General features: G+C 60.5%; 24 protein-coding genes. 15 read left to right on the forward strand and 9 right to left on the reverse strand.

Annotated features, from left to right (window positions below):
- The first annotated feature begins 36 nt into the window (after nt 1-36).
- From tsaE to AC2FMY_RS00680, 10 genes are all read left to right on the forward strand, one after another.
- Complete coding sequence (gene tsaE, locus AC2FMY_RS00635) at nt 37-510, forward strand: tRNA (adenosine(37)-N6)-threonylcarbamoyltransferase complex ATPase subunit type 1 TsaE (RefSeq protein ID WP_480750018.1); 474 nt, start codon at nt 37-39, stop codon at nt 508-510.
- Nucleotides 507-1,511 (forward strand): aminoglycoside phosphotransferase family protein, encoded by a 1,005-nt coding sequence (locus AC2FMY_RS00640; protein ID WP_496745202.1) that lies wholly within the window; start codon nt 507-509, stop codon nt 1,509-1,511. Before tsaE ends, AC2FMY_RS00640 begins: the two co-directional genes overlap by 4 nt.
- Nucleotides 1,508-2,194 carry a nucleotidyltransferase family protein gene (locus AC2FMY_RS00645; RefSeq protein WP_496745200.1) on the forward strand — a complete coding sequence of 229 codons (687 nt, stop codon included), beginning with the start codon at nt 1,508-1,510 and terminating at the stop codon, nt 2,192-2,194. Before AC2FMY_RS00640 ends, AC2FMY_RS00645 begins: the two co-directional genes overlap by 4 nt.
- A complete protein-coding gene (gene addB / locus AC2FMY_RS00650) occupies nt 2,187-5,114 on the forward strand; it encodes a double-strand break repair protein AddB (RefSeq protein WP_496745198.1) in 2,928 nt (975 codons plus the stop codon). Before AC2FMY_RS00645 ends, addB begins: the two co-directional genes overlap by 8 nt.
- Entirely contained in the window at nt 5,111-8,473 is a 3,363-nt protein-coding gene (gene addA / locus AC2FMY_RS00655) for a double-strand break repair helicase AddA (RefSeq protein ID WP_496806850.1), read from the forward strand. The genes addB and addA overlap by 4 nt, the downstream gene beginning before the upstream one ends.
- Nucleotides 8,474-8,533: 60 nt before the next feature.
- On the forward strand, nt 8,534-8,854 hold the full coding sequence (trxA, locus tag AC2FMY_RS00660; protein ID WP_480750023.1) for a thioredoxin: 321 nt from the start codon (nt 8,534-8,536) through the stop codon (nt 8,852-8,854).
- A 162-nt stretch (nt 8,855-9,016) separates the two neighbouring features.
- A complete protein-coding gene (locus AC2FMY_RS00665; RefSeq protein WP_496806851.1) occupies nt 9,017-10,384 on the forward strand; it encodes an MFS transporter in 1,368 nt (455 codons plus the stop codon).
- A gap of 97 nt (nt 10,385-10,481) precedes the next feature.
- Nucleotides 10,482-10,832 carry a Lin0512 family protein gene (locus AC2FMY_RS00670; RefSeq protein WP_480750025.1) on the forward strand — a complete coding sequence of 117 codons (351 nt, stop codon included), beginning with the start codon at nt 10,482-10,484 and terminating at the stop codon, nt 10,830-10,832.
- Nucleotides 10,829-11,191, forward strand: coding sequence for a Lin0512 family protein (locus tag AC2FMY_RS00675; RefSeq protein ID WP_496745192.1), 363 nt, complete (start codon nt 10,829-10,831; stop codon nt 11,189-11,191). Before AC2FMY_RS00670 ends, AC2FMY_RS00675 begins: the two co-directional genes overlap by 4 nt.
- A gap of 112 nt (nt 11,192-11,303) precedes the next feature.
- Entirely contained in the window at nt 11,304-12,125 is an 822-nt protein-coding gene (locus AC2FMY_RS00680; protein ID WP_496745190.1) for a class I SAM-dependent methyltransferase, read from the forward strand.
- A gap of 101 nt (nt 12,126-12,226) precedes the next feature.
- Here AC2FMY_RS00680 and AC2FMY_RS00685 read toward each other — a convergent pair whose 3' ends face one another.
- Nucleotides 12,227-12,421 (reverse strand): DUF1127 domain-containing protein, encoded by a 195-nt coding sequence (locus AC2FMY_RS00685; protein ID WP_480750028.1) that lies wholly within the window; start codon nt 12,419-12,421, stop codon nt 12,227-12,229.
- Between the two features lie 198 nt (nt 12,422-12,619).
- Here AC2FMY_RS00685 and hslV point away from each other — a divergent pair, with 198 nt between their 5' ends.
- Nucleotides 12,620-13,177, forward strand: a complete 558-nt coding sequence (hslV, locus tag AC2FMY_RS00690) for an ATP-dependent protease subunit HslV (RefSeq protein ID WP_480750029.1) — start codon at nt 12,620-12,622, stop codon at nt 13,175-13,177.
- A 4-nt stretch (nt 13,178-13,181) separates the two neighbouring features.
- Here hslV and AC2FMY_RS00695 read toward each other — a convergent pair whose 3' ends face one another.
- From AC2FMY_RS00695 to AC2FMY_RS00705, 3 genes are all read right to left on the reverse strand, one after another.
- A complete protein-coding gene (locus tag AC2FMY_RS00695; protein ID WP_480750030.1) occupies nt 13,182-14,423 on the reverse strand; it encodes an MFS transporter in 1,242 nt (413 codons plus the stop codon).
- 124 nt (nt 14,424-14,547) lie between these two features.
- Nucleotides 14,548-15,987 (reverse strand): adenylate/guanylate cyclase domain-containing protein, encoded by a 1,440-nt coding sequence (locus tag AC2FMY_RS00700; protein ID WP_496806852.1) that lies wholly within the window; start codon nt 15,985-15,987, stop codon nt 14,548-14,550.
- Between the two features lie 229 nt (nt 15,988-16,216).
- A complete protein-coding gene (locus tag AC2FMY_RS00705) occupies nt 16,217-17,077 on the reverse strand; it encodes a LysR family transcriptional regulator (RefSeq protein ID WP_480750032.1) in 861 nt (286 codons plus the stop codon).
- 116 nt (nt 17,078-17,193) lie between these two features.
- Between AC2FMY_RS00705 and acdA the strand changes: the two genes are divergently transcribed.
- Nucleotides 17,194-18,414, forward strand: a complete 1,221-nt coding sequence (gene acdA, locus AC2FMY_RS00710; RefSeq protein ID WP_496806853.1) for a 3-sulfinopropanoyl-CoA desulfinase — start codon at nt 17,194-17,196, stop codon at nt 18,412-18,414.
- A 24-nt stretch (nt 18,415-18,438) separates the two neighbouring features.
- Here the strand turns inward: acdA and AC2FMY_RS00715 are convergent, their stop codons facing one another.
- Entirely contained in the window at nt 18,439-19,287 is an 849-nt protein-coding gene (locus tag AC2FMY_RS00715; protein ID WP_496745182.1) for a class I SAM-dependent methyltransferase, read from the reverse strand.
- Nucleotides 19,288-19,412: 125 nt separating this feature from the next.
- On the reverse strand, nt 19,413-19,808 hold the full coding sequence (locus tag AC2FMY_RS00720) for a DM13 domain-containing protein (RefSeq protein WP_480750035.1): 396 nt from the start codon (nt 19,806-19,808) through the stop codon (nt 19,413-19,415).
- Between the two features lie 191 nt (nt 19,809-19,999).
- Between AC2FMY_RS00720 and hslU the strand changes: the two genes are divergently transcribed.
- The 3 genes from hslU to AC2FMY_RS00735 all read left to right on the forward strand — a co-directional run bounded on the left by hslU (nt 20,000) and on the right by AC2FMY_RS00735 (nt 23,771).
- Nucleotides 20,000-21,307, forward strand: coding sequence for an ATP-dependent protease ATPase subunit HslU (gene hslU, locus AC2FMY_RS00725; protein WP_496745180.1), 1,308 nt, complete (start codon nt 20,000-20,002; stop codon nt 21,305-21,307).
- A 140-nt stretch (nt 21,308-21,447) separates the two neighbouring features.
- Nucleotides 21,448-22,554 (forward strand): alpha/beta hydrolase, encoded by a 1,107-nt coding sequence (locus AC2FMY_RS00730; protein WP_496745178.1) that lies wholly within the window; start codon nt 21,448-21,450, stop codon nt 22,552-22,554.
- Nucleotides 22,551-23,771 (forward strand): MFS transporter, encoded by a 1,221-nt coding sequence (locus tag AC2FMY_RS00735; RefSeq protein WP_496745176.1) that lies wholly within the window; start codon nt 22,551-22,553, stop codon nt 23,769-23,771. The genes AC2FMY_RS00730 and AC2FMY_RS00735 overlap by 4 nt, the downstream gene beginning before the upstream one ends.
- Here the strand turns inward: AC2FMY_RS00735 and AC2FMY_RS00740 are convergent.
- The 3 genes from AC2FMY_RS00740 to AC2FMY_RS00750 are packed head-to-tail and all read right to left on the reverse strand — an operon-like array spanning nt 23,768 to nt 26,051.
- Nucleotides 23,768-24,355, reverse strand: a complete 588-nt coding sequence (locus tag AC2FMY_RS00740; RefSeq protein ID WP_496806854.1) for a Smr/MutS family protein — start codon at nt 24,353-24,355, stop codon at nt 23,768-23,770. The genes AC2FMY_RS00735 and AC2FMY_RS00740 overlap by 4 nt on opposite strands.
- On the reverse strand, nt 24,355-25,398 hold the full coding sequence (gene mltA, locus AC2FMY_RS00745; protein WP_496806855.1) for a murein transglycosylase A: 1,044 nt from the start codon (nt 25,396-25,398) through the stop codon (nt 24,355-24,357). The genes AC2FMY_RS00740 and mltA overlap by 1 nt, the downstream gene beginning before the upstream one ends.
- Entirely contained in the window at nt 25,395-26,051 is a 657-nt protein-coding gene (locus tag AC2FMY_RS00750) for a Tim44/TimA family putative adaptor protein (RefSeq protein WP_496806856.1), read from the reverse strand. The genes mltA and AC2FMY_RS00750 overlap by 4 nt, the downstream gene beginning before the upstream one ends.
- Nucleotides 26,052-26,068 lie beyond the last annotated feature (17 nt).

A 26,068-nucleotide genomic window follows, 5' to 3' on the forward strand; every position in this document is an offset into this window, starting at 1 on the left:
CTTGCAGCGGGGTCCCGCCGACGCCATTGTGGCGCCATGACGCCTGCCCCGTACCAAATCACTCTTGCGACCGCGGACGACACTGCCGCGTTTGCCGCCCTGTTGGGGGCCGAACTGACGCGCGGCGACGTTTTGTTGCTGGCCGGCGAGATTGGCAGTGGCAAGACTCATTTCGCCCGCAGCCTCATCCAGTCACTGCTGATCGAAACTGAAGATGTCCCTTCGCCAACTTTCACCCTTGTTCAGACTTATGACACGCAGAAAGGTGAAATCTGGCACTCGGACTTGTATCGATTGACCGATATCGACGAGCTTGAGGAACTGGGATTGACCGACGCATTTGAAACCGCGATCTGCCTTGTCGAATGGCCGGAAAAACTGGGTCCGCTCGAACCTGCCGGCGCATTGAGGCTGCTGTTTGAAACGGACCCGGAAAACGAGGAAACCCGGCACCTGAGGGTCACATGGTCTGATCCGAAATGGAACCTGCTTTTGGAGATACTTGAATGACGAACAGAAAGGTTCTGGCCGAAACCTTCATTGCCCAGACCGATTGGGCAAACGCGACTTCTGCACCGCTGGCCGGGGATGCCTCCAACCGCGGATACAAACGCCTGACCGATCCCGAAACAGGTCGCACCGCGGTTCTTATGGATGCTCCTGCGGACATGGGAGAAGACGTCCGCCCATTCGTCTCAATTGCCAACCACCTGTTGTCCGTGGGGTTGAGCGCGCCCCAGATCTACGCCGAGGATTCCGAAAACGGCTTTCTTTTGCTCGAAGATCTGGGTGACGACCTGTTCGCGCGCGTTCTCGAACGGGAATCGGAGCTTGAACCCGAATTGTACGAGGCCGCGACGGACGTACTTGTACAATTGCATCAGGCACCGCTGCCGCCGCTCGACAGCTATGACCCGACACTGATGACCGAACTTGCAGCGCTGGCTTTCACAAAATATGCCTTTGGCATCATCCAAGAGGTAAACCAGCATACCCAGGAACGGTTCGAAAACCGGTTTTCGGACATACTGCTGCGCGAGACGCAAGGTCCCAAGGTTCTTATTCAACGAGACTACCACGCCGAAAACCTGATCTGGCTGCCGGATCGTGAAGGCGTGCGTCGCGTTGGCTTGCTGGACTTCCAATGCGCCATGCTGGGCCATCCGGCGTACGATCTCGTGTCCCTGCTTCAGGATGTTCGCCGTAAAGTTTCAGCAGGTGTCGAGATGAAGATGATCAATCACTATGTCGAGGCCACCGGATCGAACGATCATGATTTCCGAACTGCCTATGCCGTTTTGGGCGCGCAACGGAACCTCCGGATCCTTGGCGTGTTCGCCCGATTGGCAACCGAAAACGGCAAGCCGAGATATGTTGATCTCATTCCTGCGACATGGGCGCTCTTGATGCGCGATCTGGAGAACCCTGCGCTGGCTTCAGTCGCCGGTTTCCTGCGCGAAACGCTCCCGCCACCGACACCGGAAAACCTCGAAAAGTTGCGAAACAAATGACCTACGGCCCGGATGCAGCGATGCTATTTGCGGCAGGGTTCGGCACGCGCATGGGCGCGCTGACCAAGCACACACCCAAGCCGCTCATCAAGGTCGCAGGCCGCCCGCTGATCGATTACACGCTGGATCTGGTTCGGGCCGCGGGTCTGAACCGCATTGTGGCAAACTTGCACTATTTACCGGATCAGCTGGCTGCGCATTTGGTACCCCGTGGCGTTTTGTTGTCGCGAGAAGAGCCCGAGATTCTGGATACCGGTGGTGGTCTTCGGGCTGCGTTGCCATTTCTGGGTGCCAATCCAGTATTCACTCTGAACACCGACGCAATCTGGGCCGGCCCAAACCCGCTGGAAATGCTGCGCACCGCGTGGAACCCTGACATCATGGATGCGCTATTGATGTGTATACCGGTGGCACATGCGCTGGGGCATTCCGGCGCCGGAGATTTCATGGCTGACGCCGAGGGTCGCATTCGGCGCGGCCCTGGCCTTATCTATGGCGGCATACAGATCACCAAGACCGAAGGGTTGGCACAGTTCACGGAGTCTTCCTTTTCATTCAACAGGTTATGGGACGTGATGCAGCAGCAGAACCGCCTGTTTGCGCTCCGATATCCGGGTCGTTGGTGCGACGTCGGCCATCCTGTGGGCATTACCCTGGCCGAAGAGTTGCTCGCCGATGTTTGAAGCCAACGCCAGCCCGCGCGTATTTGCTGTCGCGCCCGGCGTGGATTTCCCAAAGGCGCTTGTGACCGGGCTGATGGCGCGCACCGCACATCTGCCACCCGAAACGCTGGCGCGGGCGCAAGTGGTCGTCAACACCCGCCGCATGGCGCGTCGCGTGCGCAACCTGTTCGACGCGGGTCCAGCCTGTCTGTTGCCACGCATGAGTTTGATCACTGATCTGGGCGAAAGCGCGGATCTGTCCCGATTACCGCCGGCAATCCCGCCGCTGCGACGCCGGTTGGAATTGACGCAACTGATCGGCAAGCTCTTGGACCAACAACCGAATCTAGCGGCCCGCGCCTCGCTTTACGATCTGGCCGACAGCCTTGCGACGCTGATCGACGAAATGCAGGGCGAAGGTGTATTGCCCCAAGCCATCCAACAGTTGGATGTCAGCGACATGTCCGGGCACTGGGCGCGGGCTCAGACTTTTATCTCGATCGCCGACCAGTTCATCACTTCCGGGGACGACGCGCAGGACGTTCAGGCGCGGCAACGGCGGGTTGTTGAAGACCTGATTGACCGTTGGCAGGCAGATCCGCCGCGCCATCCGATAGTACTGGCTGGATCGACCGGCTCGCGCGGGACCACGCTGATGCTGATGCAGGCTGTGGCTCGCTTGCCGCAAGGCGCTTTGGTTCTGCCCGGGTTCGACTTTGACCAACCAGATTACGTCTGGTCTGGTCTGGATGACGCGTTGTTGTCCGAAGATCACCCGCAATTCCGGTTTCGCAAATTGATGCGTGGATTGGGGATCGAACCGCACCAAATCACCCGTTGGACGGATGACGCGCCCCCATCGCCTGCCCGCAACCGTCTGGTTTCCTTGGCTTTGCGCCCTGCCCCGGTCACTGACGCCTGGATGGCCGAAGGCCCAGACTTGGCCGACCTGGTCCCCGCGACAACCGACGTGACGCTGGTCGAGGCGCAATCTCCCCGTGCCGAAGCGCTGGCCATTGCCCTGCGTCTACGACAGGCGGCGGAAACCGGTCAGACGGCAGCGCTGATCACGCCCGACCGGATGCTGACACGACAAGTCAGCGCCGCGCTGGACCGCTGGGCCATTGTGCCTGACGACAGTGCCGGTTTACCACTTCAGCTTTCGCCGCCGGGACGGTTCTTGCGACATGTTGCCGGGCTGTTTGTCAATCGGCTGGATGGTGAAGCGCTTCTGACGTTGTTGAAGCATCCCCTGTGTCACGCCGGTGGTGAGCGTGGCGCGCACCTGTTGCACACCCGTGATCTTGAACTCGACCTGCGCCGCAATGGCCCGCCTTATCCTGACAGCGCCAGCCTTACCGGTTTCGCGATCCGCAAAGAAATGCCCGAAGGTTGGATGCAATGGCTGACCACGCATTTCTGCGATCAGCAAGTGACCGTTGAGCTGCCGCTGGCCGACTGGGTTCACCGCTTGCGCGGGTTGGCCGAGAAGATTTCGTCAGGAAGCACAGGTGAGGGGGGAACTCTCTGGGACATGAACGCCGGTCAAAAGGCGCTTGCTGTGATCACGTCGCTGGAGGACGAGGCCGCGCATGGTGGTACCATGGTCGCTCGCGATTTTGCCGATCTTCTTGGCGCGCTGCTAGCGGGCGAAGAGGTGCGCGACCGCGACGCGCCTCATTCCAGCATCATGATCTGGGGTACGCTTGAGGCGCGGGTGCAGGGGGCCGACCTGCTCATTCTCGGCGGCCTGAACGAAGGGAGCTGGCCCGAGGCCGCCACCCCTGACCCCTGGTTGAACCGTCAGATGCGCGACAAGGCGGGGTTGCTGCTGCCCGAACGGAGGATCGGCTTGTCGGCCCACGATTTCCAACAGGCCATCGCCGCACCCGAAGTCTGGTTGACCCGTGCCAGTCGCTCGGACGACGCCGAAACGGTGCCTTCGCGCTGGCTTAACCGACTGATCAACCTGTTACAGGGTTTGCCAGACGCGGATGGCCCCGACGCTCTGGACGCTATGCGTGCTCGCGGCCGTCAATGGTTGGATTGGGCGGCAAAGCTGGAAGAGGCACCGCGTCTGGATCCGGCCCCGCGCCCCTCTCCGCGGCCGCCCGTATCGACGCGCCCGACGCAGCTGTCGGTCACCGAAATCAAGAAGCTGATCCGGGATCCGTACGCGATCTATGCCCGTCACGTGCTGTCGCTGAAACCGCTCGATCCGCTGGTTCAGGCGCCGGATGCCTTGCTGCGAGGGATTGTGATCCACGAAATTCTCGAAGCATTCATCCGTGACAGCGTTCTGGATGGCGCGCTTTTGACACGTGATGCGTTTCTGAAACGCGCAGAAACCTTGCTGTTGGAACATGTAGCCTGGCCAACGGCGCGAAAGCTATGGCTGGCGCGTCTGGCGCGGATTGCCGACGCGTTTCTGGCCGCCGAGATCACCCGCCGCAGCGATGCCGGGCCTGTTGCGTTCGAGGCCAAGATGAAAAAACGCCTCGATCCATTGGATTTCACGCTCGTAGGGCGGGCCGATCGGGTTGATCAGACAGCGCGGGGGTCGTTACGGATATACGACTACAAGACCGGTATGCCCCCAACCGAAAACCAGCAATCGAAATTCGACAAACAGTTGCTGATCGAGGCCGCGCTGGCAGAAGAGGGCGGGTTTGAAGGGTTCGATCCGATGCCGGTGGCTCAGGCCGTTTTCATCGGCATGGGCGGGACGTACAAGGAAGTTCCGGCGCCCTTGGAAAAAGAACCGGCCGATAAGGTTCTTTCGGAACTCAAACAACTGATTTCCGCTTACTTAGAGCCTGATCAGGGATATTCCTCGCGCCGAATGCTGCACAAGGATTCCGACACTGGCGACTACGATCACCTGGCCCGTTTCGGTGAATGGGACCGAACCGCAAATCCCGTCCCGGAGGACCTGACATGACCCCTCGGAACGAAGCGACCGAGCGGCAGGTGCAGGCGGCGCGGCCCAATGCCTCGACCTGGTTGGCGGCCAACGCAGGGTCGGGCAAGACGCGGGTACTGACCGATCGTGTTGCGCGACTTTTGCTGAGCGACGTGCAACCACAGCACATCCTGTGCCTGACCTATACCAAGGCAGCGGCCAGCGAGATGCAGAACCGGTTGTTCAAACGGCTGGGGAAATGGGCAATGCTGGACGACGACAAGCTTTTGTCAGAGCTGACAGAACTGGGTGTCGAGCATGCGATCGATCCTGCCCGTCTGGCACACGCCCGCACGCTGTTCGCCCGCGCCATCGAAACACCGGGTGGCCTGAAGATCCAGACCATCCACTCTTTCTGTGCCTCGCTCTTGCGCCGCTTTCCGCTTGAGGCAAGGGTCAGCCCTCAGTTTACCGAGATGGAAGATCGGGCCGCCGCCTTGCTGCGCGAAGAAATCGTCGAGGATTTTGCCGATGGCCCGCAAGCACCGCTGATCGACGCGGTTGCGCGTTTTGTCACCGATACCGGTTTTGACAAGCTGACACAGGCAATCACGACAAACCGTAACCTGTTTGCCAATCCTTGTACTTGGGACGATCTGCTGCGCCTGTTTGACCTACCCGAAAGCTTCAATGAGCAACGCCTGCTGGATCACGTGTACCTAGGCGGCGAAGTTGAATTAATTCGGTCGCTACTGCCTGCGCTGACCGAAAGTGGCGGCAACAACGCCAAGGCTGCGTCGAAACTTGCCGGATTCACAGACGCAACGCTGGCTGGGCTGCCTATTCTGGAAGACGTGCTGTTGACCGGCGCAGGTGCGAAAGAACCTTTCACGGCAAAGATAGGCGGCTTTCCCACAAAAGCCATGCGGGAAGGAGCACTGACTGACGCGATGCCGGCGCTTGAGTCGCTGATGCTCCGGGTTGAGAACGCGCGAGAAAGGCGGCTGGCGTTGGTTGCGGCGCAGAAATCATTGGCCCTGCACAAATTCGCCACCGCGTTCCTGCCGGAATACGAGCGGCGCAAGCAGTTGCGTGGCTGGCTGGATTTCGACGACTTGATCCTGAAAGCACGGCAGCTGTTGAACGACCCCGCGGTCGCGGCCTGGGTGCTGTATCGTCTGGATGGCGGTATCGACCACATTCTTGTGGACGAAGCACAGGATACCAGCCCGGAACAATGGGACGTGGTCGAGAAACTGGCGCAGGAGTTTACCAGCGGAGAGGGCGCGCGCTCGGACGTGGAACGCACGATTTTCGTCGTCGGCGACAAGAAACAGTCGATCTATTCCTTTCAGGGCGCCGATCCGCAGGCCTTTGACCGGATGCAGGGTGCGTTTGGCCGAAAACTTTCAGAATCAGGCTCTAACCTGGATAATCTGACGCTTGAATTCTCCTTCCGCTCATCCACGGCCATCCTGCAACTGGTGGATCTGGTGTTCGACAATCGCGCTGATGCCGGATTTCACAAAGACGCTCTGCATCGCGCGTTCAAGGCCGACTTGCCGGGGCGGGTGGACCTATGGCCGGTGGTCGAAAAGGTCGAGGATGAAGAGGATGGCGATTGGACCGATCCGGTCGACCGGCCCAGCGCGCGGCACCATACGGTCGTACTTGCCGAGCAGGTGGCCCAGTCGATCAAGGCGATGATCGAGCGTGGTGAAACCATCCCCGAAGACGGTGACACACCCGGCACATTCGTTCGCCGCAAGGTGCGACCGGGCGATTTCCTGATCCTCGTGCAGCGCCGTTCGGACCTCTTTGCCGAGATCATTCGCGCCTGCAAATCCGCAGGCCTGCCGATTGCGGGCGCCGACCGTTTGAAAGTGGGCGCGGAACTGGCCGTAAAGGATCTGGCAGCGCTTTTGAGCTTTCTTGCCACGCCCGAGGACAGCCTGTCTCTGGCCACTGTGCTCAAATCACCGTTGTTTGGCTGGTCCGAGCAGCAGCTTTTCAATCTGGCGCATGCACGCAAGGAAAAATACCTCTGGGCCACACTGCGCCAACGCGAAAGCGAGTTTCCGGGAACGCTCGCGGTGCTCAATGATCTGCGGGGCCAGACCGATTTTCTCAGGCCCTACGATCTGATCGAGCGCATCCTCACGCGCCACGACGGGCGTCGAAAACTGCTGGGGCGGCTGGGGCCCGAGGCCGAGGACGGAATCAACGCGCTGCTCAGTCAGGCGCTGGCTTATGAACGGACGGATATCCCAAGCCTGACGGGTTTCCTTGTCTGGATGCAAACCGACGACCTGGAAATCAAGCGCCAGATGAGCGGAGTGGGTGACATGATCCGGGTGATGACGGTTCACGGTGCCAAGGGGCTGGAGGCGCCGATCGTAATCCTGCCGGACACGGATGCGCGCAGGGCGCCAACGGATGACGAAGTGATGCGGGCCGAGGGCACACCGCTTTGGAGGGTGTCTCGGGACGCTTCGCCAAGGATCGTCGCGCAGGCACGCGAAGAGGCGCAGGCTAAACAGATGGCCGAACGGTTGCGTCTTTTGTATGTGGCTCTAACACGGGCGGAAAAGTGGTTGATTGTTGCGGCGGCGGGCGATGTCGGCAAGGACGGGACTAGCTGGTACCAGATGGTCGAAGCGGCAATTGATCGGGCTGGCGCCACTATCGTCGAGGGTTCCGGGATCCGGCGGCTGTCACATGGCGATTGGGATGGGTTGCCCTTTGCGGATATTGTCGCTTCACCGGAGGAAGCCAAAATTGAATTGCCAGAGGTTTTCCGGCGTTCCGCGCCTTTGGTCGAAATGGCGTCGGAAACCATTAGCCCTTCGGATCTGGGCGGCGCAAAGGCGCTGCCGGGGGATCTGGGGCTGGATGAAGAGGCGGCCAAATTGCGGGGGACCCGGATCCATTTGCTGCTGGAGCATCTGCCGGGAATCGCCCCTGAAAATCAGGCCCGGCTATGCGCTCGTTTGTTGCCCGATATGCAAGAGGCCGAACGCGAGGAGTTGAGAGCCGAGGCCGCGGCGGTGCTGAACGCACCGCATCTTGCACCGGTATTCGCGCCGGACACACTGGCCGAAGTTCCGGTGACCGCAAAGCTGTTTTCGGGCCGGATGCATGGCGTTATCGACCGGCTGATCGTAACGGAAACCGACGTGCAGGCCATTGATTTCAAAACGAATGCGACAGTTCCGGATGCCCCGGAATCCTGCCCCGAAGGCCTATTGCGACAGATGGGGGCCTATGCCCAGGCGCTGGCGCAGATCTATCCCGGAAAGACGATCCGCACGGCAATCCTGTGGACCCGCACCCCCAGTCTGATGTGGTTGCCCCACGATCTTGTGAGTGATGCACTTGGGCGCACCAAGATATCTTGACCTCCCATAGTGGCGGACCTACTTTCATTTCCCAAGCGCATTCCATTCAGGAGACAGAATATGTCCACCGTAGCCGTCACTGACGATACCTTTGATGCCGAGGTCAAGAACTCGGATGTTCCCGTTGTCGTAGATTTCTGGGCCGAGTGGTGTGGTCCCTGCAAACAGATTGGCCCCGCTCTGGAAGAGCTGGCGGTTGAATATGGCGGCAAGGTGAAAATCGCCAAGGTCGATGTCGACAGCAACCCGAACTCGGCTGCTGCAATGGGTGTTCGCGGCATTCCGGCGCTGTTCATTTTCAAGGATGGTCAGGTCGTGTCGAACCGCGCCGGCGCTGCGCCGAAAGCGGCACTGCAGAGCTGGATCGACGAGTCGATCTGAGCCCGGCCAAAACCCGAATTAGGTGAAGCGCCCAACCGGGCGCTTCTTTTTTGTACGAATTGTACCGGGTTTTCAGGGGGCCTTGTCCATTTTGTACAATTCATTTGCGGGCTTTCACGTTGCAACGGCCGCCCGCATTCTCGTGCTATAGTCGCTTTCATCATGGCAACGCACGACAACAGACGCTGGTGGATACTTGGGGCGATGGGTGCCATCCTTGGGGTGGTGCTGCTGGATGAAACCGTCATCGGCGTCGCGTTGCCGACCATCCGGCGCGACCTTGGCCTGTCCCAATTGCATGCGCATTGGGTGGTCAATGTCTATCTGCTGATGCTTGCGGGTCTGGCCGCTGCTGCCGGGAAAATCGGGGATATCATCGGAGCGCGAGTTCTGCTGAACTCGGGGTTGCTGTTTTTCGGAGCGCCGTCGATCCTTGCCGGGTTTGCCGAAAGTGGCAGCGCGTTGATCTTTGCGCGGGCTGCACAGGGCGTTGCGGCGGCGATGATCTTTCCGCTTTCGCTTGTTCTGGTCACGCATTCCTTTCCGAAAAAAGAGCGTGGTATGGCGTTGGGGCTGTATGGCACCATCGGCACCTGCTTCATGGCGCTGGGGCCGATGGTCGGGGGTCTGCTGACCGAATATCTGTCGTGGCGATGGATTTTCTGGATCAATCCTCCGATCGTGCTGGTCGTGTTTGCCATCGTCTGGGCGTTCTGGCACGACACGCCGAACGCTAAGGACACCCGCTTTGACCTGGTCGGGTTCCTGTTGTTGATTGCCGGCCTGGTGTTGTTGATCTTTGGCATCATGGAGGGGCCCGATCGCGGATGGTCACAGCCGGACACGCTGATCCCGCTTTTCCTTGGAGCGGTTTTGCTGGTTCAGTTCGTGCGTCACGAAAGGCGGGCCGAGTCCCCGCTGATTGCGGTCGAACTGTTTGCAAGCCCGAATTTTCTTGCGTCGAATCTGGTTATCTTCACCGCCCAGTTCGTGAAGATCGTGATGCTTGTTTTTGGGGCGATGTATTTCCAAACGGTCATGGGATTCTCGCCGTTCAAGGCGGGGGCCGCCTTGTTGCCCGCCGTGGTGCCGCAGATCATCGTGGCGACGGTTACGGGGAAGTTGGCGGACAAATACGGATCGCGGATGCCATCACTGGTTGGTGCGTCGGGGGCATCCATTTCCATGTCGGTTCTTGCCATCGGCCTTGCCCTGCAGGATTTCTTGCTGATCATGTCCGGGTTGTTTTTCTGGGGCATGGTCGTGACCTTTCTGTTCGTTCCGCCCCGGCGGGCGGTCCTGCTTTCGGTGCCGGAACACATGCATGGGCAGGTGAGCGGTGTCACCATGACCTGTCAGCTTATGGGCGGGACAATCGGGATCGCGGCATGCAGCACCGTTTATACGTCCACCGGTTCGATAACATCGGTGTTCACGGTGTCCGCCATGCTGGCGGCGGGCGTTTTCCTGTATGGATTGATCGCGCTGGATCGCGCCACACCGGCGACAGACGAACCGGAACCCGGGTGAGCGTTTGAAACTGGACCGATCAAGCCGCAAGGTCTGGCCCCTTGAGGATGCCGGATGAGCGTGCATTGTGGCCCGGCAACAGAAGGCAGGAGCAGGCATGGCCAAGACACGGGTGCTGGTGGAATTCGGGATGGGTACATCGCTGAGGCGTGAGGACTATACCGAGGCGGCGAAACGCGCGCTGAAAGACGCGCTGTGGCACAACTCGGTCAACATGGCCGAACTGTTCGGCTTTGCGAAAGAGGCAATGATCATCGATGCCGAGATCGGCGTGCAGCGCCCCGATCTGGTCGATGTTGCGGTGCTGAAGGCGGTGTTTCCCTATGGCCAGCCCAGCATCACCGTGACCGAAGGCGGTCTGGATATCGACAAGCCGCATACTGACGGGCGCACCGTGATCGCAAATGCGGCGATTGTTGTCTCGTTTGACATGGAGCCTGCGGCATGACCGAAAGACGTATCATTTTGGAAATGGGAACCGGCAACGACCTGTATGGTCAGGACTATACCAAGGCCGCGCGCCGGGCGGTGCAGGACGCGCTGCATCATTCCTCGATCACGCTGTTTTCGAAGCTGGGCGTGGATCATGCCGAGATGCGGGTTCAGGTGACCATCGGCGTGCAGGAACCCGGCAAGGTGGATTGCGACCTGGTTGCGTCCGACCTGCCACGGGGCCGGGCCGAGGTGCGGGCGGTCAAGGGTGGTCTGAATGTCAGGGATGCCGGGGCCGGAACATGCCACGTGGTTGCCACCGCCGCGGTCGAGGCGTTTCTGCCGGACATGGCGGGGAAGTATCGGCTGAGCTGATCGGGGCCGTGTGGTCGCGGTGCAGCAAATACGATCAGGTTGAGCTAAAATGGGAAAGATTCCCGCTTTTGATCGGCTGGTATCGGGTGACTTTTTCGGAAAGGGCCAGTGCATGACAGATCGAGTTTCAAGCCACTACGACGGCGGCGGCGGTCTGGCCGGGAAGATCGCCCAAGGTTTGCGGCGGAACGGATTGGAGCCGCATGAATTGAGGCCATCGGACCTTGAATCCGTCGATGAGTTTCACTTTCGCGGCCGGGCGGCAACTCTGGAGCTGATTGACCGCATGACACTGACCGAAGAATCGAAGGTTCTGGATATCGGCTCGGGGCTTGGGGGGGTGTCACGCACGATTGCCGAGGTTGTCGGTTGTCCGGTGATCGGTATCGACCTGACTCCGGAATTTTGCGAGGCGGCAACCGAGCTGTCGCGCTGGGTTGGGCTGTCGGGCAATACCACGTTTCAGCAGGGCGATGCGCTGAACCTTGCGTTTGATGATCACGCGTTTGATGCCGTCGTGACCGTGCATGTCGCTATGAACATTGAAAACAAGATGCGGATGTACAAGGAGGCCCGCCGGGTTCTGTCGGCGGGAGGGACATTCGCGGTTTATGACATTCTGCAGGGAGATGGCGGGGACATGCTGTATCCGGCGCCCTGGGCGCGGGACCCCTCGATCAGTCATCTGGCAACCCCGGACGAGATGGAAGCCCTGCTTGCCGGTGCCGGGTTTGAAATCGTGCAGGCGATCGATTCAACCAAAGAAAGCCTTGAGTGGCTGGAGGACAGAACCGCGCAATCCGACATGGCAAAGCCGCTGCCTGTTACGACGGAGCTGTTGTTCGGGGCGGAGTTTCGGGACATGACGCGCAACCAGCTGCGCGGGCTGAAGGAGCGGCGGATGCTGACCGTCAGCTATATCTGCAAGGCGTGATCCGCGCCGGCCGATTGCAGGTTTGGATCTGGCGGATTGGCAAAAGAAAAAGCCGCCCGGTTGCGAGCGGCCATTCTAGCTGTATCCAATCATGATGCAGATCAGATCTTGGCGATGTCTGCACGGGTCAGACCGATGTCATCCAGCTGGGCGTCGGACAGTTTCGTCAGTTCCCGGCGGGTCTTACGGGTTTCGTTCCATTCGACGATGGTGTTTTTAACGTCGATCAGTGCGTCCACTACGTGGAGAACGGTGACTGCTCCGAGCGGCGCATGGATATTTGCGGTGGTTGCCATTTGCGCGATCCTTCTAAGTGAAACAGCCGATCCTTCATCGGTTGTGATCCCCATCTAGGATCATGGATCGAGATTCACAAATGCCCGCTCGTCAGCCCCGAATTGCATTTTGTGCATATCTTTGACGCGCGTGCCATGACGGTTGCGCCCAATCGCCGACCGGCCCATATACTGCGGGCAAGAGATACGGAGGCATTCATGGCAGACAGCGACTTTCCCGGCTGGCACGGAACCACGATCATCGGCGTCAAGAAGGGCGGCGAAATCGTCGTTGCGGGGGACGGTCAGGTCAGCCTTGGGCAGACCGTGATCAAGGGCACCGCGCGCAAGGTGCGGCGGCTGAGCCCGGGCGGATTCGAGATTGTCGCTGGCTTTGCCGGGTCGACGGCGGATGCGTTCACGTTGCTGGAACGACTGGAGGCCAAGCTGGAGGCGACGCCGGGCCAGCTGGCGCGCGCCTCGGTCGAGCTGGCCAAGGACTGGCGCACCGACAAGTACCTGCAAAAGCTTGAGGCGATGCTGATCGTCACTGATGGCAAGGATCTGTTCGTGATCACCGGGGCCGGGGATGTTCTGGAGCCCGAGCATGACGTGGCCGCGATCGGGTCGGGCGGCAATTTTGCGCTGGCGGCCGCACGCGCGATGATGGACAGCGACAAGACCGCCGAGCAGGTCGCGCGCGAAGCGATGGCGATCGCCGCCGATATCTGCGTTTACACCAACGGCAATCTGACGGTCGAGACGATCTCGAAATAGGTGCTCAGGCCAGCAGCGCCTTGACGTCCTTGGTTTTCCATTGGCGGTACATGCCGATAAGGCCCAGCCCGGCGGCGACGATCACGATGTAGTAGGGCAGGCGGATATCGATGCTCATCAAGCCGCCGCCGATCAGGGACATGACGCCACCGGCCAGACAGAAAACGGCGGTTCCGACGCCCATCACCCAGCCCTGATCGGACTCGCTGACGCTGGAGGACAAAAGCCCCAGGAAGGTCGGATACGACACGCCAAACAGGAAATAGAATCCAAAGACCGGAACATAGACCAGAATGGCGGACGGGATAAAGGCAAAGGCCAGCCCGCAGATCATCATGACCACCAGCGAGGTTCGGACGATGGCGTGCTTGCTGAACCTTTCCTGTGCCGGTTTCACCAGGAAGGTCGAGGAGAAGGCCAGCGCAAAGCCGATGACGACCATCGCCATGCTGCCGCCAAGCACGCCGTATCCGAAGGCGCTGGTCAGGAAATTGTCGACGAAGACGTAAAAGGTCACGTTCGCGATCATGAACAGCGAATAGACCGGCATGAGTTTCAGCAATAGCGGGTGTTTTCCAATCGCCAGCAGGCTGTCGGTGATGTCGCGCGGGCGAAACACGAAGGGCGCGCGTTCGGCGCGGGTGTCCTTGAAGAAGGCAAGAACCAGAAAAATGGCGATCAGCACCAGAACGAAAGCGCCGTAAAACGGTGTCTTGAAAGTTGCAGCGCCGCCCAGAAGCGCCTTGTCGGACAGGATCGCACCGATGATCGGACCACCGACGAGGCCAAAGCTGACACCGGTCACGATATAGCCCATGTTGCGGTCACGGTCGGCGGCATCGGTGCTGCCGTCGATCATCGCGGCCTGCGCGATGGGCTGGTTTCCGGCGGTGAAGCCGGTGACACTGCGGCCGATGATCAGCAACAGCAGGCTGTTGAGATAAAGCGACAGGATGGTCAGGGCATAACCCAGCAATGCGCCGCCAAGACAGATGAGCAGCGCATTCTTGCGCCCGATGGAATCGGACACCTTGGAGACGTAGACAACACCAAGAAACCACGCGAGAAAGAAGCACCCGATGACGAGGCCGTAATAGAAATGGCGGCTGCCGGTGGGGGTGTCATGAGGCAGGAAGCTTGATGTCGGTTCCATGATCATCGAGTTGATGATCGGGAAGACAAGGCCCTGACCGATGAGATCGACAAACACAACAAACAACAAGGTAATCTTGGCAATGGTTGACATGCTGCCCCTCCGGTCTGAAGCCCTGATGGGCAGTGTAGCAGCACCGGTTGGTTTCACCTAGCGGTCAGGCCTGGCCGTTGCATGTGGCGGTGAATGGCCCGCAAAGATGCCGCCCGGCAAAGGGTCAACCATCCAGTTCGGAAAGCAGGCGCCTAAGCGCTGCCAAAGCTTGTTGTCGGGAATCCAGGCCCATCCGGCTGCGATCAACGGTAAAGTCGTAACCCTTGCCTTCGTGATGGAGGACATTCGAATTCGGTTCGTCAAGTTCGTGGAGCCCCCGCACCGCGTATATGCGTATGGGATGGCGAAAGCCCTTGACCGTGATCGGCTCGCGCTCTTCGACAGGCAGCCAATCTTTCACAAGGGAATAGGTTTCCGCGGCCAGCAGTATCCCGCCCGGATCGGCCTCGGCTTCCAGCCTTGCGGCCAGATTCACCTCGTATCCGATGATCGTGTGGTCCATTCGGTCGTCAGAGCCGAAATTGCCCACGGTGCAATATCCGGTATTGATGCCCATGCGGGCCTGAAATGGCCGGTCGATCAGGCCCCGTCGATGCCAGCCGGCCTGCAATTCAGCCAATCGGCGCTGCATGGCAATGGCCATTCTGACACAGGCCGATGCGTCCTCTTTGGCCCCGCGGCTTTCCGGATCGCCAAAATAGAACATCATTGCGTCGCCGATAAACTTGTCAAAATAGGCCCCGTGATCCTGCGCAACCAAGGACATCTCGGACAGGTATTCATTCAACAGGGCGGTCAGCTCTTCGGCTTCCAGCTGGTCGGTGATTTCGGAAAAATCGGCAATGTCGGAAAAGAAGATTGTCAGTTTCTTGCGGCGGGATTCGAGCACGACCTGTTGCCCTCCGTCCAGTATCGACTGGTAGAGCTGCGGCGGCATGTATTTGGAAAGCTGGCTCGACAGGTGTTGCAGCGCGGCGTTGGCCTGCTGCATCCGGGTCACCAGATGGGTGTTTTCGACGGCGATATTTGCCTGTGCGACAAAGGTTTGCAGTATGTCGAACTGCTCGGTCGTGAGCCCGCCTGTCGTCAGTCGAAGAACGGCCAGAGCACCGACTGTCGTGTCGCCCTGGGCAATCGGCATCATCGTGACGGCGCGATAGCCGGAGGCCAGAAAGTTGCCCGCACCCATCGGAAACATGTCCTGCGCATCGGCGACGTCGGCAATGTCGATGGCCTTGCCGTTCAGGATCACGTGGCCGTGGATTGTTTCGGGATGAAGCGGCGCCGGAAAGCGGCCGCGCCATGCCTCGACCCCCGCCTGATCGGGGCCGGCGATTGCAGCCGCTTTGACTTCGTTGCCGTCGCGAAGTGCGATGCTGATGGTGGCATCGGGAAAAAGTTTCAGACCGGCGCGGACTATGGCGTTGAAAACGGGCTGCGTATCGGTCGGCGAGCGGCTGATCACGTCAAGGATTTCCGACGTGGCGGCCTGACGATCAAGAGCGTCCCTCAGCTTTTTGTTCAGAGTGTCGTCTGCGAGGCCTGGCTTGATCAGGTTCTGCCTGTCGCCTTTGGAGTTGTCTGATGTCTCATGCCGCGGCATCGCGCCCCCCAAGAATGAACACGGATCGAGTTTCAACCAGTGTATACGAGCGTCGGGGGTTTTCCCAATTTTCGGGAATGCGCGGCGACATCGCGGGCCGCATCAACCGGTATTCGTTGCCCGCCAAACGTTGAAGCAGCCAGGTATTCTGGTGCTGTCGGGCCGAATATTGTCCATTTCAGAACCGAAACCGGGCTTGGGCAAACTGACCGTTCCTGATTGACACCCATCATTCACGGAACAAGGCCGCGAGACGAGCAGAGCGCCGGGCCAGGACACTGTCGCACGCGGTGACGAGGACCAGCCTGCGCTGAAGCGTTGCTGGTGCCTTGAGCGTTTTCACTTCGGGGATGCGGTAGCGTTCCACGTCCGGAACGGGAAGCAGGGTAAAGCCAAGCCCGGCCGAAACACATTCCATGATGGCTTCGAGGTTATCCAGAACGATTGTCCTTGCATCGGTGGGACGCTTTTGTTCCAGCATGGCTTTGGCAATCAGCTTTCCGATCCCGGTATCGGGCATGAAGTGGAAGAAAGCGCTGTCGGACAAGAGACCGGGAAGCCCGTCTGCAAGCAGTGAGCCGTGGGCGGCAAAGACAAAGGGCTCCTGCCGCAGGACGTGTGATGACAACTGGTCGGGAAGCCCGTCGGCATCGGTTATGACGGCGGCATCCAACTGGCCCGAGACAACCTTGCCCTGCAATGTGGCGGACAACCCGGTTTCAAAATCGAACGCGGCGCGCGGTACGTCCCGATTGGCCATCCGCAGAAACCCCGGCAGCAATCGGACGGCTGCCGTGGTGACAAACCCGAGCCGGAACCGACCAACCAGATCGTCGCTGGGACGGCAGATTTCGATCAGTTTCTCTTCGTGCCGCAGGAGGGGCGTTGCTTCTTCGACGATGGCGCGGCCGATCGGGGTCAGGCGCGGCGGTCTTACCGAACGGTCGAACAGATCCACGCCCAGCGCCTCTTCCAGAGCTTTCATCTGCATGGAAAGGGCGGACAGCGTCATGCCGAGTTGTTCCGCTGCTTCGCTGAAGGAGCGAACCTGCGAGATCCTGGTTAGGCTTCTGAGGGATCGTGTGTGCATTATTTCAATATTCTTGAATTACTAGTCCACTTTTATACGATAGGAATGAAATAAAAGGTCTGCTAGGTTGAGGCAATCACATTTCCGTGAACTCGATGCTCGCAGGAGCCGTTTCGATGACCCACCCGCTTGTTGCAACCGCCAGAGAACTGACCTTGGAATTTGAACGCCACGCGTCCCATTGGGACAGGGCGCGCAGCTATTGCTGGAGTAACGTCTCGGCCCTGTCGGATGCCGGCATCATGGGCATGACGATCCCGACGGAACTGGGCGGCCAAGGCGCGAGTTTCCTTGACGTGGTCGAGGTGGTCGAGGAAATCGCGAAGGCCTGCACGCTGACGGCGCGCGTGGTGGTCGAGGCCAACATGGGCGGCATAAGCGCCGTCATGGCCTATGGCTCGGAAGAGCAGAAAGCGTTCTGCGCCCGGCATGTTCTGGCGGGCGACAAGCCGGCGATCTGCATCACGGAACCCGAAGCCGGCAGTGCGGCAACCGAGATGCGGACAACCGCGCAAAAACGTGGAGACACCTATGTTCTGAACGGGCGAAAGCACTGGATCACGGGCGGCGGCGTGTCGAAGCTTCACCTGATCTTTGCGCGCGTTCTGGATGAAGGCGGCGAGTATCTGGGTATTGGCGGGTTCATCGTGTTTGCCGACCCGATCAAAGCGGACCTGCCGAGGGGATTCCAGATCGTCGGTCGCGAACACACGCTTGGACTTTGCGGGATGCCCGAGGCAGAGTTGCGGTTTGACGATCTTGAGGTGCACGAAAAGTGGCTGTTGAAACCGCCCTCTGGTCTAAGGCGCGGGTTTTCGGATCTCATGAATGCCTATAATTCGCAGAGGGTCGGCGCCGGGACCATCGCGATGGGCGTTGCCGCTGGCGCCTTGGGTCGCGCAAAGCAATACCTTTTGCAGCGGGAGCAGTTCGGCCGCCCATTGGCCGAGTTCCAGGGGTTGCAATGGATGGTGGCCGACATGGATACGCAGATCCATGCCGCACGTCTTTTGCTGCATGACGCCGCGCGTTCCTGCGGCCCGGACGGGAACGGGTTTCCCGATATGGCAAAAGCGGCGCGGGCAAAACTTTTTGCCACGGAAATGGCAATCAAGGTTGTCAACGACGCGCTTCAGATGTTTGGCGCGCGGGGGTACAGCGACAGGGAGCCGTTGGAACGGATGTACCGGGATGTTCGCATGTTCACGATCGGTGGCGGAACCGCACAAATCCTGCGCAACCAGATCGCCAGCTCGGCCTTGGGCATCAAGTGCCCGCAAACCCGCGGCGGATATCAAAGCGCGGGCATCACAGCTCAGGGTTTTGCCGCAGAATAGGTTGGCGGGTTTTGGCGACGTGGTTCACCCGGTATTCGTTGCCTGAAAGAAGTTGAGGCGGGCCGGTATGTTGACGCTGTCCGGACCCTCGAAGGCGCGAAAATTCTCAAGCACCTGTGCCTGAATGACCTGAATGTCCTTTGGGCCGCCGTTGTATTTCTTCAGTATCCGCGCAGCGGGACCAATGTTGGAGGCCAGCGCGGCCACCTGCGCCAACGATCCCGGATAAGCCAATGTGGTCTCGGCAACCTCGCCCGTTGCGTCCTCGAAACCCGCGCGTTTCAGGATGTCGAGCACGTGACCGATGTCCTGAAATCCAAGCGGCCCCGGTGCGTTCGGAACGGATGGATCGGGCGGGCCAAGCTGACTGATCGCGGCCTGGCACGGGGCCTGAAACCAGAGGTTGTCTTTCATCGGCGCCCAGGCCGCGACCACCATCCGGCCACCTTTGCGCAGATGGGCGCGGATATTGGCGAAGGCCGATACCGGGTCGGAAAAGAACATGACCCCGAACCGGGACGTCACGATATCGAATGGCGCGCCGGGGATCGTATCGGATTGCGCATCCAGCAGGCTGTATTGCGATTTTACAGCTGTTCCACCCGCCCTGGATTTTGCGTGGGCCAGCAGCGGTTCGGAGATGTCCAGCGCCGTGATGGCGCCGCCGGGGGCGAGATGTCGCGAAAATGCTCTGGCGGTTGCGCCGGTTCCACAACCGATGTCGAGCGCACGTTCACCCGGTTTCGGACGCAGGCGGTGGATGAGTTCCCGGTTCACGTTGTCAAACACGGCGTCCAGTTCTTCTTCGAACCTTATCCATTTCAGGCCCGAAGCCGAGCTCCAGTAATCTGCCTGTTCCTTGTTGTCAGCCATCACGCACCTCAAACCCTGCACCTGAGCCAACATAACACAGGTTCGTTTTGCGTGTGCCGCCAATGAAAAGGGGCCGGGCCAAGGCCCGACCCCCCCAGGGCGTCATGATGTGAGTGGCGGCGCCCTTAGTGGATCGCGGCAACGCCCAGAGGAACACCGGCGACTTCGCACCAGATGTAGACCTCGTTGAACTTGGAGACATCCAAGGTCGGCGGCACGGCATAGCGCTGTTTGCCCGTGAGCTTGAGCAGCGCGCCCAGCTTGGTGTCGGGGTCATAGTGACCGTCCTTGCCGAAGGCCACGCGCGGATCGGGGCCGCCATCAAGCGAGAAATCGCGGCCCAGTTCGACGATATAGCGGTCGTCCTGCTTGATCAGTTTCACCGAACCGGATGTTTCGTGGTTGGAACGGCCTTCGAATTTGCCCTTTGCTTCGGCGGCCAGGGCGGAGGTCGGGGCGGCAACGGTCAGTGCCACGCCGGATGCGGCGGCGGCCATAAGCAGTGAGCGGCGATTCATCATTGGATACTGTCTCCCTTGGTTTCTAGCAGGCTGATATTGCCTTGAGCGCAAATTGGATATTTCGTCGGCGGATGTAAGGGGCAGTCACCATTCGGTGAAAACCGGTGTTTTTCCGTGATCTGTTCGTGATCGGCTTGCGTTTCCGCGCCTCATGCTTAGGTTCCGGGGCGCAACAACCGGATTGAGAGCAGATGACCGACCTGACCCCGCGCGAGATTGTTTCGGAGCTTGACCGTTTCATCATCGGACAGAAGGACGCCAAACGTGCCGTGGCGGTGGCGCTGCGCAACCGCTGGCGGCGCAAGCAGTTGCCCGATGACCTGCGGGAAGAGGTTTATCCAAAGAACATCCTGATGATCGGACCCACCGGTGTTGGCAAGACCGAGATCAGCCGCCGACTGGCCAAGCTGGCGCGCGCGCCCTTCATCAAGGTCGAGGCGACCAAGTTCACCGAAGTGGGATATGTCGGCCGCGATGTGGAACAGATCGTGCGCGATCTGGCCGATGCCGCCATCCTGCAGACCCGCGAGCACATGCGCGAGGACGTCAAGGCCAGCGCCCACAAGGCCGCCGAAGAGCGGGTGATCTCGGCGATTACGGGCGAGGATGCGCGCGAGGGCACCCGCGAGATGTTCCGCAAGAAGCTGAAGGCCGGAGAGCTGGACGACACGGTGATCGAGCTTGAAGTCGCGGATCATTCAAACCCGATGCCGATGTTCGACATTCCCGGCCAGCCGGGCAGCCAGATGGGCATGATGAACCTGGGCGACATTTTCGGCAAAGCCTTTGGCGGCCGCACCACCAAGCGGCGCATGACCGTGGCCGAAAGTTACGAGGTGCTGATCGGGGAAGAGGCCGACAAGCTGCTGGATGACGAGGCGGTGACCCGCGCCGCGCTGGAGGCGGTCGAGCAGAACGGGATCGTGTTTCTGGATGAGATCGACAAGGTCTGCGCCCGCACGGATGTGCGCGGCGGCGATGTCAGCCGCGAGGGCGTGCAGCGCGATCTGCTGCCGTTGATCGAGGGTACCACGGTGTCGACCAAGCACGGCCCGGTCAAGACCGACCATATCCTGTTCATCGCCAGCGGTGCGTTTCACATCGCCAAGCCGTCGGACCTGTTGCCGGAACTGCAGGGCCGCCTGCCGATCCGGGTGGAGTTGCGGGCGCTGACCGAGGAGGATTTCGTGCGAATCCTGACCGAAACCGACAATGCACTGACCCGCCAGTACACGGCGCTGATGGGCACCGAGGAGGTCGATGTGTCTTTCACAGAGGATGGTATCGCGGCACTTGCCCGGATTGCGGCGGAGGTCAACCAGAGCGTCGAGAACATCGGCGCGCGGCGGCTTTACACGGTGATGGAGCGGGTGTTCGAGGAACTGTCCTTTGCCGCGCCGGATCAGGCGGGAACGCAGGTCACCGTGAATGCGGAATTTGTTCAGAAGAATCTTGGCGAGCTGACCAAGTCGACCGATCTGAGCCGCTACGTTCTTTGATGCCGCAATGGGGGGCGCTGCCCCTCTTGCCCTGCGGGCAATTCACCCCGGGGTATTGAAGACCAGAAAGAAGCGCGACCCGGGGCGGGGGATGGACGCCGGTCATTTTTCGGCTAGCGTGGCGCGCAAGATTCGGGAAAGTGAGTCCTGTGCGGCGGCTGGCGATTTATCTGATAGTTCTGACCCTGTCGGCCTGTTCGGACCGAACCGTTTCGGTCATTGTGCCGGATGCGGTGGAGATCGGGGCGCCGCGCACCGTTTTCGCGACCTCGACACGGGCGCGGGAAAGAAACGGAACCTATGGGTTTCGCAGGGCCGAGCGGTTGCAATATCTGGAAATGACGGTGACGGTGCCCCCGTCACACAAGCCGGGGCAATTGGTTTATTCCTATGACGAGCCTGACGCGCGCACGCAATTCGTGCTGGCTGGCCTTGAAGAACTGGACTCGCCCGCCGAGTTGGGCAGGCGCATCCTTGAAAAGCGGAATGGGTCCGGCAGGGATGTGACCATTTTCGTGCACGGCTATAACGCCACCCAGACCGAAACGGCGTTTCGGGCGGCGCAACTGGCGGAAGATATCGGGATGCCCGGATCGCTGCTGATCTATTCCTGGCCCAGCCGGGCAAGCGCGTTCGGATACGCCTATGACATCGACAGCATGCTGTTTGCGCGCGACGGTCTGGAAGAGACCATTCGCCAGCTCGACGCGCAAGGCGTCGGCAAGATCGGTATCGTCGCGCATTCGATGGGATCGGCATTGACGATGGAGATGATGCGACAGGCGGAGCTGAAGGAGCCGGGATGGGCGGCGCGCACGCTTGACGGTGTTGTCCTGATCTCTCCGGATCTGGATGTGGATGTGTTCAAATCGCAGATGGACCGGATACCCAACCCACCCAAGCCGTTTGTGGTGATGGTGTCCAAGAAGGACAAGGCGCTGAACATCTCGGCGCGTCTGCGCGGCACCAACGACAGCAAGCGATTGGGCAATCTGGCGTCGGTCGATCAGCTGGCAGATTATCCGGTCGACATCATCGACACGACGGCCTTTAGCGACGATGCGGAGTCGTCTCATTTCGTGGCGGCGACCTCTCCGGCGCTGATATCCATCCTGAGTTCCGCGCGCCGGTTGAGCGATACGTTCGGTCCCGAGGAGGCAACGATCGGGTTCCTGACCCCGGCGGGAAAACGGCGGCGGGGGCAAGCGACAGAGACTGTCCTGGCCCCGGTGGATGACGGCGGATGAAACTGTCGTCGCTGTCAGGCTATCTTGCCGAGAATGCGCGGTGGCTGGCAGCCGGGGTTTTGCTGACCTTTCTGTCGAGTTTCGGGCAGACCTTTTTCATTTCGATCTTTGCCGGCGAGATCCGGGCCGAATTCGGCTTGAGCCACGGGCAATGGGGCGGGATCTATTCGCTGGGGACCATGGTGTCGGCGGCGGTCATGGTCTGGGCGGGGTCGTTGACGGATGTCTTTCGGGTGCGCGTATTAGGACCGGCGGTTCTGGCCGGGCTGGCCATGGCGGCGGTGGCAATGGCGCTGAATCCGGTGGCTGCGCTGTTGCCGGTGGTGATCTTTCTGCTGCGCCTTTTCGGGCAGGGGATGAGCAGTCATATCGCCATGGTCGCCATGGCGCGCTGGTTCACCACGACGCGAGGCCGGGCGATGGCCATTGCCACCACCGGGTTCGCGGTTGGCGAGGCGCTGTTGCCGCTGCTTTTTGTGGCGCTTATGGCGGTGATCGACTGGCGGTTCCTGTGGCTGGGCGCCGCGCTGGTCGCGCTGATGGGGGCGCCGATCCTGATCCGGCTGCTGGCGCAGGAGCGCACGCCGCAGAGCATGTCGGACAGCTATTCCGCCGCCGGGATGGAGGATCGTCACTGGACCCGGCGCGAGGCGCTGACGCATCCGCTGTTCTGGTTCATGGTTCCGGCGCTTTTGGGGCCGGGAGCGTTTGTTACGGCGTTCTTTTTCCACCAGGTGTACCTGGCCGAGATCAAGGGGTGGCTGCATATCGAGCTGGTGGCGCTGTTTCCCTTTTACACCGGGCTGTCACTGTTTTCGATGTTCGGGGCGGGTTGGGCGCTGGACAAATGGGGCACGGCGCGAATGATGCCCTTTTATCAGCTGCCAATGGCGCTGGCCTTTCTGATCCTTGCATCTGCCCAGAGCATTGGCGGGGCGTTGGTGGGCCTGTTCTTTCTGGCGCTGACGACGGGCGCGAATACCACGCTGCCGGGCGCGTTCTGGGCCGAGTTTTACGGCACCCGTCACATTGGTTCGATCAAGGCGGTGGCGGCGGCGGTGATGGTGCTGGGGTCGGCCATCGGACCGGGCGTGACCGGGGCGCTGATCGACCTTGGCATCGGGCTTGAGACGCAGTTTGTCGGGATCGCCGCCTATTTCGTCTTTGTCTGCGTCATCACCCGGGTCGGCATTCACCGCGCGGTGCGTTCGTTTTAGCGGCTACGGCGCAAATACACGTAGTAGGCGCCATCACCACCGTGGCTGATATGGGCCGGTGTTACCTGCATGACGGCCTGCGCCAGCGGCGGCAGTCGCAGCCATTGCGGCACCTGGTTGCGCAACACGCCGCGCGGCGTGGGAATGGGGCCGGGCTCATCCCGGTCCTTGCCTTTGCCGGTAATCACCAGCACCAACCGCTTGCCCGACGCCTGAGCGCCGAGAATGAACCGGACCAGTGCCGGATGGGCGGCGTCGACGCGCATGCCATGCAGATCAAGGCGCCCCTCGGGCTTGAGTTTGCCACGCTTCATTCGGGCGAATGCCTTACGGTCCATCTGCGGCGGCGCGGCAGCCAGATCCTCGGTGATCGTGGGTTTCAGCGCGTGCCGCTGTGGTTTTGGCGTGGCGAACTGGCCCAGGTCGAAGGGTTCGACCCGCGCCGGGAGCGGTTTTGCGGGTTTCGGTTTGGGCAGGGTCCGGGGGTGGACCGAGTGCGGTATTTCGGGGTGCAGACGCTCTGTCTTTTTTGCGACCCTGCGCCAGAGCTCAATCTCTTCTGCCGTCAGTTTGCGCCGGGTCATCAGAAATCGTCCGGCAGCAGGGCATAGGCGCGCTGGATTGGCAGCAGAACCACCATCCGGCCCGGATCCTTGAGGGTACCGGCGGCCTTGCCAGCCTCGTCACCGGTGCCAAAGAAGATGTCCGCCCGCTGCGCGCCCTTGATGGCCGAGCCGGTATCCTGCGCAATCATGAGGCGGCGGATCGGGTCCTTGCCGTCCTTTTCCAGCCAGACGGGCGAACCCAGCGGTGTAAAGGCGGGATCGGCGGCAATGGTGCGCATCGCGGTGACCGACCGGTTCATCGCGCCGAGCGGGCCAAGGTGCGGCGCGACACGGTTCAGCTTGCGGAAAAACACATAAGACGGGTTGTGATACAGTAACTCGATGCCTTCAGCCGGGTTCTTTCTGACCCAGCTCTTGATCATCTGCGCGCTGACCTGATGAGCAGCAAAGATGCCGCGCTTTACCAGTTCCATTCCGATGGAGCGGTACGGGTGCCCGTTTGCGCCGCCATAGCCAATCCGCAGTGAGTTGCCATCCGGCAGGCGGATGCGACCGGACCCCTGAATTTGCAGAAAGAACAGCTCGACCGGGTCATCGACCCATGCGATTTCCAGCCCGCGCCCTTCGAGGGCACCGCTGGTCAAAAGCTCGCGGCGGCTGAGCCACGGAGAGGTTTCGCGCGCCTCTGGCGGCATCCGGTAGATCGGATAACGGAACCTGTCGGTTCGGTGCAGCGAGCCGTCGAGTTCGGGTTCGAAATAGCCGGTGAACAGCGCGTCCTTACCGTCCCGGATCAGGATCGGGCGAAAGAACAATTCGAAGAAGGACCGCGCCGCATCGCCCTGATGCATCTGTGCAATCGAACACAGGGTCTGCCAGTCTGGATCGCCCAGATCCTCGCAAGTGTTGAGAAACACGGACAGGGCGGCGGCGTGATCGTCCTGCGCCCAGCCGTCAAGATCGTCGAAGGACAGGACGTCATATGTCGGCTCGGCCCCGGTACCGCTGGCCGCGGTCATGAGGGCACCTGCCAGAACAAATGACCGGAGGCCGGCAATCATGCGTCCGTGGCGACCAGCATCCAGTTCGGGTCGTCGCTGCCCATCACGCGGGCAAAGGTCCAGCTGTCCTTTTGCCGCTTGACGGTATTCGGGCTGCCTTCGACGATGTCACCGCCCTTGTCGCGCACGACCGAGGTCAGTTCGCCGACGAAACGCATTGTGATTTCGGCGCGGTTGCTATCCTTGTCGAATTTCGCATCCGAAAGCGTGGTTTCGCGGACACCCACGAATTCGGCCTCGATCGTCAGGCCCTTGTCTTCGCGGTCGGCCACCACCGAGACGAAGGTGTCGAACACCTCTTCCGACAGGAAGGGCTGAATCTCGTCGAGATTGCCGCGCTCGAACCCCATGACGATCAGTTCGTAAGCGCCGCGCGCGCCCTGAACGAATTCGCTGACCGAAAACGAAGGTTCGACCCGTTTCATCGCTGTCAGTTGTTCCGCCTCTGGGCTGTCTTCGGGGACATGGTCGATGATGTCCTGATCAGGGCCGCCTTCGATCACTTCGAAATCACGGCGCGACTTGCCCGCAGGTTGGCGCGGCACAGGCGGTTTTTCAAAGCCTTCCCGCGTGCCCAGAACACTTCTGAGTCGCAAGATCAGGAAAACGGCGATGCCGGCCAGCACCAGAAGCTGGATCAGGGGTGAATTCATTTTGTCCTCATTTCGGA

Source organism: Ruegeria sp. YKSE079 (genome assembly GCF_059612845.1).

Excerpts from the sequence above, each read along its gene's own strand:
- tsaE (WP_480750018.1), top strand. The coding sequence starts at position 37 with ATGACGCCTGCCCCGTACCAAATCACTCTTGCGACCGCGGACGACACT.
- AC2FMY_RS00640 (WP_496745202.1), top strand. The coding sequence starts at position 507 with ATGACGAACAGAAAGGTTCTGGCCGAAACCTTCATTGCCCAGACCGAT.
- AC2FMY_RS00645 (WP_496745200.1), top strand. The coding sequence starts at position 1,508 with ATGACCTACGGCCCGGATGCAGCGATGCTATTTGCGGCAGGGTTCGGC.
- addB (WP_496745198.1), top strand. The coding sequence starts at position 2,187 with ATGTTTGAAGCCAACGCCAGCCCGCGCGTATTTGCTGTCGCGCCCGGC.
- addA (WP_496806850.1), top strand. The coding sequence starts at position 5,111 with ATGACCCCTCGGAACGAAGCGACCGAGCGGCAGGTGCAGGCGGCGCGG.
- trxA (WP_480750023.1), top strand. The coding sequence starts at position 8,534 with ATGTCCACCGTAGCCGTCACTGACGATACCTTTGATGCCGAGGTCAAG.
- AC2FMY_RS00665 (WP_496806851.1), top strand. The coding sequence starts at position 9,017 with ATGGCAACGCACGACAACAGACGCTGGTGGATACTTGGGGCGATGGGT.
- AC2FMY_RS00670 (WP_480750025.1), top strand. The coding sequence starts at position 10,482 with ATGGCCAAGACACGGGTGCTGGTGGAATTCGGGATGGGTACATCGCTG.
- AC2FMY_RS00675 (WP_496745192.1), top strand. The coding sequence starts at position 10,829 with ATGACCGAAAGACGTATCATTTTGGAAATGGGAACCGGCAACGACCTG.
- AC2FMY_RS00680 (WP_496745190.1), top strand. The coding sequence starts at position 11,304 with ATGACAGATCGAGTTTCAAGCCACTACGACGGCGGCGGCGGTCTGGCC.
- AC2FMY_RS00685 (WP_480750028.1), bottom strand. The coding sequence starts at position 12,421 with ATGGCAACCACCGCAAATATCCATGCGCCGCTCGGAGCAGTCACCGTT.
- hslV (WP_480750029.1), top strand. The coding sequence starts at position 12,620 with ATGGCAGACAGCGACTTTCCCGGCTGGCACGGAACCACGATCATCGGC.
- AC2FMY_RS00695 (WP_480750030.1), bottom strand. The coding sequence starts at position 14,423 with ATGTCAACCATTGCCAAGATTACCTTGTTGTTTGTTGTGTTTGTCGAT.
- AC2FMY_RS00700 (WP_496806852.1), bottom strand. The coding sequence starts at position 15,987 with ATGCCGCGGCATGAGACATCAGACAACTCCAAAGGCGACAGGCAGAAC.
- AC2FMY_RS00705 (WP_480750032.1), bottom strand. The coding sequence starts at position 17,077 with ATGCACACACGATCCCTCAGAAGCCTAACCAGGATCTCGCAGGTTCGC.
- acdA (WP_496806853.1), top strand. The coding sequence starts at position 17,194 with ATGACCCACCCGCTTGTTGCAACCGCCAGAGAACTGACCTTGGAATTT.
- AC2FMY_RS00715 (WP_496745182.1), bottom strand. The coding sequence starts at position 19,287 with ATGGCTGACAACAAGGAACAGGCAGATTACTGGAGCTCGGCTTCGGGC.
- AC2FMY_RS00720 (WP_480750035.1), bottom strand. The coding sequence starts at position 19,808 with ATGATGAATCGCCGCTCACTGCTTATGGCCGCCGCCGCATCCGGCGTG.
- hslU (WP_496745180.1), top strand. The coding sequence starts at position 20,000 with ATGACCGACCTGACCCCGCGCGAGATTGTTTCGGAGCTTGACCGTTTC.
- AC2FMY_RS00735 (WP_496745176.1), top strand. The coding sequence starts at position 22,551 with ATGAAACTGTCGTCGCTGTCAGGCTATCTTGCCGAGAATGCGCGGTGG.
- AC2FMY_RS00740 (WP_496806854.1), bottom strand. The coding sequence starts at position 24,355 with ATGACCCGGCGCAAACTGACGGCAGAAGAGATTGAGCTCTGGCGCAGG.
- mltA (WP_496806855.1), bottom strand. The coding sequence starts at position 25,398 with ATGATTGCCGGCCTCCGGTCATTTGTTCTGGCAGGTGCCCTCATGACC.
- AC2FMY_RS00750 (WP_496806856.1), bottom strand. The coding sequence starts at position 26,051 with ATGAATTCACCCCTGATCCAGCTTCTGGTGCTGGCCGGCATCGCCGTT.